7 protein-coding genes are annotated in these 9,781 nt (G+C 26.8%); 2 read left to right on the top strand and 5 right to left on the bottom strand.

The genetic code is table 11. The features are described from left to right. Positions 1-215: IS200/IS605 family transposase (gene tnpA / locus BMX03_RS08815; RefSeq protein ID WP_143052082.1), on the bottom strand; the 215-nt coding region annotated here is incomplete at its 3' end. Positions 216-639: 424 nt separating this feature from the next. On the opposite strand from tnpA, the gene BMX03_RS08810 reads away from it, so the two are divergent. After that, positions 640-2,097 carry a nicotinate phosphoribosyltransferase gene (locus BMX03_RS08810; RefSeq protein ID WP_091694924.1) on the top strand — a complete coding sequence of 486 codons (1,458 nt, stop codon included), beginning with the start codon at positions 640-642 and terminating at the stop codon, positions 2,095-2,097. A 695-nt stretch (positions 2,098-2,792) separates the two neighbouring features. Here the strand turns inward: BMX03_RS08810 and BMX03_RS08805 are convergent. Together BMX03_RS08805 and BMX03_RS08800 are read right to left on the bottom strand one after the other, a co-directional pair. After that, on the bottom strand, positions 2,793-4,226 hold the full coding sequence (locus BMX03_RS08805) for a serine hydrolase domain-containing protein (protein WP_091694921.1): 1,434 nt from the start codon (positions 4,224-4,226) through the stop codon (positions 2,793-2,795). Positions 4,227-4,239: 13 nt separating this feature from the next. Then, positions 4,240-4,770, bottom strand: coding sequence for a biotin transporter BioY (locus tag BMX03_RS08800; protein WP_091694918.1), 531 nt, complete (start codon positions 4,768-4,770; stop codon positions 4,240-4,242). Positions 4,771-4,971: 201 nt separating this feature from the next. Here BMX03_RS08800 and BMX03_RS11430 point away from each other — a divergent pair, with 201 nt between their 5' ends. After that, entirely contained in the window at positions 4,972-8,214 is a 3,243-nt protein-coding gene (locus tag BMX03_RS11430) for an N-6 DNA methylase (protein WP_255361462.1), read from the top strand. 128 nt (positions 8,215-8,342) lie between these two features. Here the strand turns inward: BMX03_RS11430 and BMX03_RS08790 are convergent, their stop codons facing one another. Continuing rightward, entirely contained in the window at positions 8,343-8,792 is a 450-nt protein-coding gene (locus tag BMX03_RS08790) for an Hsp20/alpha crystallin family protein (RefSeq protein ID WP_091694915.1), read from the bottom strand. A gap of 48 nt (positions 8,793-8,840) precedes the next feature. After that, the gene (locus tag BMX03_RS08785) at positions 8,841-9,320 is read right to left on the bottom strand and encodes an Hsp20/alpha crystallin family protein (RefSeq protein WP_091694912.1); all 480 of its coding nucleotides are present in this window, start codon (positions 9,318-9,320) and stop codon (positions 8,841-8,843) included. Positions 9,321-9,781: the final 461 nt, after the last annotated feature.

Below are 9,781 nucleotides of genomic sequence, written 5' to 3'. Positions count from 1 at the left end.
CCAAATTGTGGATCAACTTCTAAAAGCAAATGAACATGGTCTGGCTTTACTTCCATCTCGATTAAATCGACGTGAAGCTCCTGACAAATATTATTAATCAACTCCTTTAATCGTTCATCAACACCATTGTTCAACACTTTTCTACGATATTTAGGACAAAATACTACATGATATTTACAAGAATATACTATATTATTATTTGATTTATATTTCATAAAAATATTATATAACTATTAAAAATATAATACAATAAAAAACAATGATATCGAATCATTGTTTTTTAGCGAGCTTATATCCCCATAAATAAATTTAGGGGCTTTACGCTCGCATTTGGTAAAAGTTAATAAAACTTATATTAATGGCAAATGTGTTTTTGCTAGATAAGCTAAAAATATTAAATAATATTTAATAAATATGAGAAAATAAGAGAGAATTCTATAATATTACGGAATTCTTTTTTATTTATATTGATGTATTTGTAAAAATCAGATTATTTTTATTTAAAGAGTAGAAAATAAATACAGCTTGCTATATAATATTAAGGAATATAACTTTTATTTTTGTAAAAAGAAATGAAGTATATTAATAATAGAGAGGGATTTATAATATTTTTGTTATAAATTTGAAAGGAAGTTCTTTATGAATTCAAAAAATGAAAATTTAGCCATGTTATGTGATTTTTATGAATTTACAATGGGAAATGGCTATCTAAAAAATAATTTACATAAAAAAAATGTGTATTTTGATGTATTTTTCCGTAATATTCCTGATGATGGTGGTTTTGCTATAGCAGCTGGCTTACAACAAGTAATAGAATATATAAAAGATTTACATTTTGATAAAGAAGATATTGAATATTTTCGTTCTAAAAATATGTTCAGTGAAGATTTCTTAGAATATCTAGCTGACTTTAAATTTACAGGGGATATTTATGCTGTTCCTGAAGGAACTTGTATTTTCCCTCGTGAACCAATTATGACTATCAAAGCTCCTGCTATTGAAGCACAGATTTTAGAAACTTTTATTTTATTGACTTTAAATCATCAATCTCTTATTGCTACAAAAGCAAATCGCATAGTAAGAGCTGCTCAAGGTAGACCTGTATTAGAATTTGGTTCTCGTCGTGCTCAAGGTGCAGATGGTGCGGTAAAAGGTGCTAGAGCTGCATATATCGGCGGTTGTGCTGGAACAGCTTGCACACTTACTGATGAACTTTATCAAGTGCCAGCTAGTGGTACTATGGCTCATGCTTGGGTACAGATGTTTGATTCTGAATATGAAGCATTTAGAGCTTATTGTGAAATTTATCCTCATAATGCAGTATTATTAGTAGACACTTATAATACTTTAAAAAGTGGTGTACCAAATGCTATTCGCGTATTCAAAGAAATGCTTGTGCTACAAGGTATTACTAATTTTGCAATTCGTTTGGATTCTGGGGATATTTCTTATTTATCTAAACAAGCTAGAAAAATGCTTGATGAAGCAGGTCTTACAAATTGTAAAATCGTAGCATCTAATGCTTTAGACGAACATTTAATCCGTGATTTATTAATGCAAGGTGCTAAAGTAGATGTATTTGGTGTAGGTGAAAGAATGATTACTTCAAAATCTGCACCTGTGTTTGGCGGTGTATATAAATTAGTAGCTATTGAAAATGAAAATGGCGAAATTACACCAAAAATTAAACTCAGCGAAAATATCTCTAAAATAACAAATCCACATTTCAAAAAAGTATATCGTTTGTATGATAAAGAAACTGGCAAAGCTATCGCTGATGAACTTTGCTTATATGATGAAACAATTGATACAACAAAAGAACATACTATTTTTGATCCAAATGCTACATGGAAACAAAAAACTCTCACTAATTTCACTGCTAGAGAATTGCAAGTTCCTATCTTTAAAAATGGTGAATGTGTATATGAAAGCCCATCTATAGAAGAAATAAAAGCATATTGTCAAAAAGAAGTGGAAACTTTATGGGATGAAGTAAAACGCTTTGAAAATCCACATCGTTATTATGTAGATTTATCTCAAAAATTATGGGATATTAAAAAAGAATTATGCGTTAAAAATGCAATGAAAAGCAAATGATATAAATAAGATATGTTCATTTCTTTGATGGCAAAGAAACGAACCAAAGAAAACCACCGCAGATAAATTTTTAGTTTTGAAAATAATTATTGCTTCATACAACGCTTAGAAACTCGCTACGCTCAAACATTCAGATTAAAACCGTATTCAGCAATAATTATTTTCAATAACCTACGGTTACCACTAAAATTTATAATGCGGAAATAGTTTGGTATTATAATGAATAAAAAACGTAGTCATAATTTTATTTTTGCCAATAGCTTTCAGCTACCGTAAAAGTCTGCTAATGCGGGAATGGTTAGGTATTATTGATATTTAAAAATTTATTTTTAATAATCTATGGTTACCACTAAAATTTATAATGCGGAAGTAGTTTGGTATTATGATGAATTAAAAATGTAGTCGTGATTTTATTTTTGCCAATAGTTTTCAGTTACTGTAAAAGTCTGCTAATGCGAGAATGGTTAGGTATTGTTGGTATTTAACAAAGTTTTTTTCAATAATCTATGGTTACCACTAAATTTATAATGTGGAAGTAGTTTGGTATTATGATGAATTAAAAATGTAGTCGTGATTTTATTTTTGCCAATAGCTTTCAGTTACCGTAAAAGCCTGCTAATGTGGAAATGGTTAGGTATTGTATTTTTGTAGTGTGTAAATTAAAGGCTAGAGCAATCTATACTCTAGCCTTTTTGTTATTTTATGGGGTTGGATATGAGGTAATGGGGTTTTGTTCTGATGATGAAAGATGGAGTAGGGTTGTAATGTAGGTATAGTTGATGGTTGTAGTAGTTAAATTCTAAGGTATCAATGAAGATGCCTTGGTTATAAACTAATTTTAAATTTAGTTTGTTATTTTGCCAGCCATAGTTGGCGTAAGGGCTTTCATAGAAAATAGTTGTACAAGAATCAAAGTTATCATTTTCGAAATTAGTATTATTCTTTTGCCAAGCGTTTAGTTTAGCTAACAAATTATATTTTCTAGTGTTTAAGGTAATATTAATTCTGATGCAATCAGGGGCAATTTGGGAGAAAGAAATAGAATTTAAATTTAGAGGATTGTGAGAAAACTTAAATTCTTGTTGAAAGATTTCAGGAATAATGGAATTGTCATTAGGTAAATATGGTAAATGAAGCTTAGAAAGATAGTTATTTAAAGATGATAAATCTTGAGTAGAGGATTTATTATCTTTTTTTATTTGAGCTAAGAATTTCCATGTAGCAGATAAAATAGCTTGTTTTTGTTCGTTTTCAGCATTGCTAGTTATAGATATGACCATATTTTCTTTGGGCAAGATAATGCAATATTGCCCGAAAAGACCAGCACAGCGAAAGGCTTTTTCAGGTTGGCATTTCCAAAAATAATAACCGTAGCCTAATTTACTATCTGGAAAAACTTTATCATCTGTATTTATATATACTGTGAGTAATTTTTCAATGTATTCTGGGGCTAGTAATTGTTTATTATTCCATGAGCCTTTATTGAGTATAAATTGACCGAATTTAGCTAAATCTTTTGTGGTAAAGCTTAAACCCCATGAGCCTTTATCGTAGTTTTGAGTATTTTTTTCCCAATTTATATTAGTTATATTTAAATGAGAGAAAAGTTTTTCTTGTAGATAAGTCAAAAGATTTTTGCCAGTTAATTCTTGAATGATGGCACTACATAAAAATGGGCAACGATTATTATAAAAGAAGGAAGTGCCAGGCTTTGTCTGTAGTTTTAAAGAAAATGCTTCACTAATCCAATCATCTTTTAAGTAAAAATCTTGAATTTCTTTGTCGATGAATCCATAAGTCATGGATAATAAATGATGTATGGTGATGCTTTTAATATCTTCAGTAGGTTCAAAATTTAATTTGTGTTTTAAAAGTGAATAAATTGTGGTATCCAATGTAAATAATTTATCTTGGAGAGCAAACATCATAGCAATGGCGGTAAAAGATTTGCTCACAGAAAATAAAATCTGTTTTTCATGTTCATTATAAGGGGCAATATAAACTTTAGAGAGCAATTTATTATCTTTATAGATTACAAGTGAATGTAAGTTTAGATTAGTTAAGGTATCAACATATTGAAAAAAATAAGAAGGTGAGATACCTTCTTGTAAAAAATTATTGTTTATCATATATATTCCTCGATTAATAAAATAAATTTTTGCGCAAACGAACAGCAACATAGCTGGCAATTAAAGTTTTAATGATATCACCAGGAATGAAAGGTAAAGCACCAATGGTGATGCCTTCTAAAATGGAAAGTTTCATAATGAAGCAAAGCATAGCTACACCAAAAATATAAGTGATAGGAATGACAGCAAGTCCTGCTAAAAAGAAGTTTTTGAAGGAGTTTTTATTTCCTTTTAAATAACTAGCAATAGGATAACTGACGATAAAGCCCCAAAGATAACCACCAGTTGGGGAGAATAAACAGTTAAAACCACCTGCACCACCAGAGAATACAGGAAGACCGATAGCTCCGATTAGCGTATAGACAATCATGATGATTAGTGTTTCTTTTGGTGTGGATAAAAATGCTGATAATAACATAGTTAAAGTAAGGCAAGTAAACGGAACAGCAGTGATAGGGAAAGATATGTAAGCTGATATGCAGATGATAGCTACGCAAACAGCCATTTTTGATAGGGTTTTTGTTGTTAATGATGATGATGACATAAAATTATCTCCTTATATATTTATAAAATTGAATTTTATAAAGTATGTTTTGATATGATTATAAGAAAATAAAAAGATATAGTCAATTCTAAAGATGTTTTTGGTTTACTAAGAATTAATATATATAATATTGTTGAGATTTTGTCATTGTAAAATAATTTGTTATAATAAAATACAATAATGTAAGAAATGAGGATAAAAATGATAAATAGAGATAATATAGAAGATGTGTTGATCTTTTTAGGTTATGTAAAATTAGATGATATATATGTATATGAATTTGAAAATGTTGATTGTAAAATAATGGTTGACATTAAAAATGAAAAAATAATTTATCCTGAAGACAAAGGTTTTATAGTAAATGAAAAACAAACTTGTAATTTTTCCAACTTAGAAAATTTTGTGGTATTGGAATGTGTACATCGTTTGTTCAAAAAGGGATATCGTCCAGAGCATATTGAATTGGAAAAAAGATGGTCTTTGGGACATACTAAAAAAAGTGGTAGAGCGGATATTTGTGTTAAAAATCGAGAAGGTGTCGATACTTTATTTATTATAGAATGTAAAACATATGGAAAAGAATATATAAATGCATTAACTGAATTAAATAGTGATGGAGGGCAATTATTTAGTTATTTACAGCAAGAAAGATCAGCAAAGTGGCTTATGTTATATGCAAGTACATTTAAAGAGAATACAGTTGTTTTTATTAGTGAAACAATATCAATAATAGATGATCCTAATATAGAAAAATCAATTATAAATAAAAAAAATGAAAATGTTAAATTATATAAAAATGCTTATAATAAAGAAAGTTTGTTTTTAGTTTGGGAAAAAACATATAACAAAAAAACTTGGCAAAATATTATTTTTGGAAAAGATACTGTAGCTTATAAATTAGGAGAAAGACCTATTAGAAAAAAAGATTTAAAAAATTTTTATCCTAATGATAAAATAGTAAATAGTTTTGAAGAAATACTTAGACATAATAATGTAAGTGATAAAGAGAATGCTTTTAACAAATTAATAGCACTTTTTATATGTAAATTAGTAGATGAAATTCTTAAAACAGATGAAGATATTATGGAGTTTCAATATAAACAAGGTACAGATACTTATGAAAGTTTACAGGATAGATTGCAGAGACTTCATAAAGATGGTATGGAAAAATTTATGAGAGAAAAAATATTGTATGTATCAAATGATTATCCAGTTTGGTTATTTGAGCATTTTACAGGAAAACAAAGGAAAAATGCTATTGAAGATTTAAAAGAAAAATTTAAGATACTTAAATTTTATTCAAATAATGATTTTGCATTTAAAGATGTTCACAATGAAGAATTATTTTTTCAGAATGGAAAAATATTAGTAGAAATGGTACAGCTTTTTGAACGATATAGAATTGTTTATAATGCTAAGCACCAATTTCTTGGAGATCTGTTTGAGCAGTTGTTAAATAAAGGTTTTAAACAAAATGAAGGTCAGTTTTTTACACCAACACCAATAGCAAAATTTATTTGGGAAAGTATACCTCTAGAAAATATTTTAAACATAAATAAAGAAATAAAATATCCAAAAGTTATAGATTATGCTTGTGGATCAGGACATTTTTTGACAGAAGGAATAGATGTAATAAATAAAATTATAGGGAATAATGATAATAGTTGGGTATCTGAAAATATTTTTGGTATAGAAAAAGATTATAGATTAGCTAGAGTATCAAAAGTATCATTATTTATGAATGGTGCAGGAAATGGAAATATTGTTTTTGGTGATGGACTAGATAATGCTAAAGATAAAAATATAGAAAATGAAAAATTTGATATACTTGTAGCAAATCCACCATATTCAGTAAAAGCTTTTAAAAATCATTTAAATCTTGGAGAAAATAGCTTTGAACTTTTTGATAAAATTAGTGATGATGGTGGTGAGATAGAGGTATTATTTATTGAAAGAATTGCTCAATTATTAAAGCCAGGCGCAGTAGCAGGTGTTATTTTGCCATTAAGTATTTTAAGTAATAATACATCAAGTTATATAGGTGCAAGAGAAGTATTACTAAAAAATTTTGATATAAAGTCTATTGTATCGTTAGGAAGTAAAACTTTTGGAGCAACAGGAACGAATACTGTGATATTATTTTTGAAAAAACATAATGAACCACCAAAAAAATATAAAATGATAGAAGATAGTATTAATGCAATTTTTGAAAATAATTTTTCAGATGATTGGATTGATAGGAAAATTTATCTTGATTATTTAAGGCATATTGAGGTAGATGAAAATATTTATAATGAATTTATAATGAAAAAAATAAATTATAAAAAATTTGTAGATAATTACTTTAAAATGTATGTTATAGCCTTTGAGAATTCTTCTAATGTAAAAAAATTAATGAAAAAAAATGCATTTAAAAATCAATCTGAAAAAGAACAAAATAAAATATTAAATAAAAAGTTTTACGAATACGTTTATGAAATAGAGAAAGATAAATTATTTTTCTTTGGAATGATAAGAGAAAATAAGACAATTATAGTCACAGCCCCTGTTGAAAATACAAAGCAAAAAGAGTTTTTAGGATATGATTGGAGTAATAGAAAAGGCAATGAAGGAATACAAATAAATAAAATGGGCGGAATGCTTTTTGATGAAGATAATAGGGATGATAAAAAATATATTGCCAAATATATTAGAGATAGTTTTGAAAATAAATATACATTAGTAGACAATCATATTGACAAATATATCAAGTTATTAGAAATGAAAAATATGTTAAACTTTAAATCAATATGTTTTAATAAAGAAATAAATATATATGTAAATGAAGTAAAAACTATAAATAGTAAATATAAACTTTGTAAAATAGGTGATTTTTTAGAAATAATAAGAGGTATGAATTATAAAAAACTAGAACAAGTATCATATAAAACATCAAATATAGTCTTAACCTCAGATAATATTACTATTGATAATAGGTTTGAGTTAAAGAAAGAGGTATATTTAAATGAAGACAAAAATATTGATAAAACTAAAATATTAAAAAAAGGAGATATATTTATGTGCTTTTCTAATGGTAGTATAAAACATTTAGGAAAGTTATGTTATATAGATAAAGATACAAATTATATAGCTGGCGGTTTTATGGGAATTCTAAGGAGTAATTCATCAAATATAAATTCAAAATATATATATTTATTACTGAGTTTGAAAGATATGCAAAATAACATTAGAATATTAGCAAATGGAGGAAATATTAAAAATTTATCATTAATGATTGGTAGCATAAAAATACCAGTACCTTCTGTTAGTATTCAAGAAAGTATTGTTAGAGAGTGTGAAAATGTAGAGAATGAATATAATAATATTCGTATGAAAGAAAGTGAATATCAAGAAAAAATAGAAAAAATATTTAATAATTTTAGTGTTATAAATTATACCCTATAATAATAAATTTAAATAATATAAAAATAGCCTTTATACTAAGAGTAGATAATCTCTCAAGTATAAAGGCTATCTTTAATTTATAACGTATTTAATTTTAAAGGAGTTGCAGGAGGAAGGATAAATTTATATTAATCTATATCAATTTGAGTAGTTGTTGATTGTGGTTGAAGTTTTGGCAATGTCATTTTTAAAACACCGTCAGTATATTCAGCTTTAGCGTTAGCTTTATCTATCTGACCTACATAGAATGAACGTTGCATTGTGCCATAATAGCGTTCTTGATGAATGTAGTTACTTTCTTCATTCTGATTTTGTTCATTTTGCATTGTAGCTTTGATAGTTAAATAACCATTTTGATAATCAAGAGCGATATTTTCTTTTTTTACTCCTGGTAATTCAGCAGTGAGTTCATAAGCATTATCTGTATCTTTTACATCAACTTTGAATGCATTGAACATGGAATTTACTGGAGCAAATGCGTTTTGGAAAAATGGTTCGTTGAAAACATCAAAAATAGATTTGAAAGAATTGTCTCTAGATGCAAGATTATTTGTAAATGTAGGAATTAAACCAAACATAATAAATGCCTCCTAAAAGTTTAAAAGTCAAATTCTATTTAAAAGAAATTAGTCAATATTAATTTTGGTAGTTGTTTCTTCTTTAGTAGCTTTTGGTAAAATTACAGTCAGGATACCATCTTGATAGGAAGCTTTGATATTTTTTTCATCAATATCGTCAATGTAGAAAGAACGTTGCATTTCACCTACATAACGTTCACGGCGAATATATTTTTCTTGAGGTTTTTCGTTCTTATCATTAGCATTTTCAGCAGGTTTTTCTTCTGTGGATTTTGTAGTAGTTGTTTTAATTGTTAAATAACCTTTATTGTAGTCAAGAGAAATGTTTTCTTTGGCGATGCCTGGTAATTCAGCAGTGAGTTCGTAAGCTTTATCAGTATCTTTTACATCGACTTTAAAGGATTTTACATAAGAATTCATTTTTGCAAATGGTTCATGAAAGAAAGGTTCATTGAAAACATCAAATAATTTATTGAAATCATCATTACTTTTAGCAATATTTTTTGCAAATGGAACTAAACCGAACATAAATAACAACCTCCATGTATAGAGCAATAAATAAAGTCAAAAAGTCAAAGTTTATTTTGAATTAAACGGACTATCAAGTCCGCATTTAACTTTTATTTATTGTTATTAGTAAAATTATAAGATTAAAGTTTAGATTTTGTAAGTATCTTAAGGAATACTTCTTATCTTTTGTATCTCTTAACGTCCTTACAATTATTATTATACTCGAATTAGTCAAAATATCAACAATTATTTTTGACTTTTTGACTAATTTTTTATACTTATTTTATAAGCCTTTATAGAGCTTTTGTTATTAGAAATTTGACTTTTTGTTATTTTTAAAATATATGAGAGGTAGCATTATTTTATGAATTTTGTAGAAATATGATGCTTATTATAGATTATTTTTTATAGGATTATCATTTTAGTGATGGAAAATTATAACATAGAAAATATCTATAAAAAATATTATAATTTAAATA

This window comes from Megamonas sp. Calf98-2, from assembly GCF_900110235.1.
In the GTDB taxonomy this organism is placed as follows: domain Bacteria; phylum Bacillota; class Negativicutes; order Selenomonadales; family Selenomonadaceae; genus Megamonas; species Megamonas funiformis.
This window is presented reverse-complemented; position numbering and strand designations above follow the sequence as displayed.

Excerpts from the sequence above, each read along its gene's own strand:
- BMX03_RS08805 (WP_091694921.1), bottom strand. The coding sequence starts at position 4,226 with ATGATAAACAATAATTTTTTACAAGAAGGTATCTCACCTTCTTATTTT.
- BMX03_RS08785 (WP_091694912.1), bottom strand. The coding sequence starts at position 9,320 with ATGTTCGGTTTAGTTCCATTTGCAAAAAATATTGCTAAAAGTAATGAT.
- BMX03_RS08790 (WP_091694915.1), bottom strand. The coding sequence starts at position 8,792 with ATGTTTGGTTTAATTCCTACATTTACAAATAATCTTGCATCTAGAGAC.
- BMX03_RS11430 (WP_255361462.1), top strand. The coding sequence starts at position 4,972 with ATGATAAATAGAGATAATATAGAAGATGTGTTGATCTTTTTAGGTTAT.
- BMX03_RS08800 (WP_091694918.1), bottom strand. The coding sequence starts at position 4,770 with ATGTCATCATCATCATTAACAACAAAAACCCTATCAAAAATGGCTGTT.
- BMX03_RS08810 (WP_091694924.1), top strand. The coding sequence starts at position 640 with ATGAATTCAAAAAATGAAAATTTAGCCATGTTATGTGATTTTTATGAA.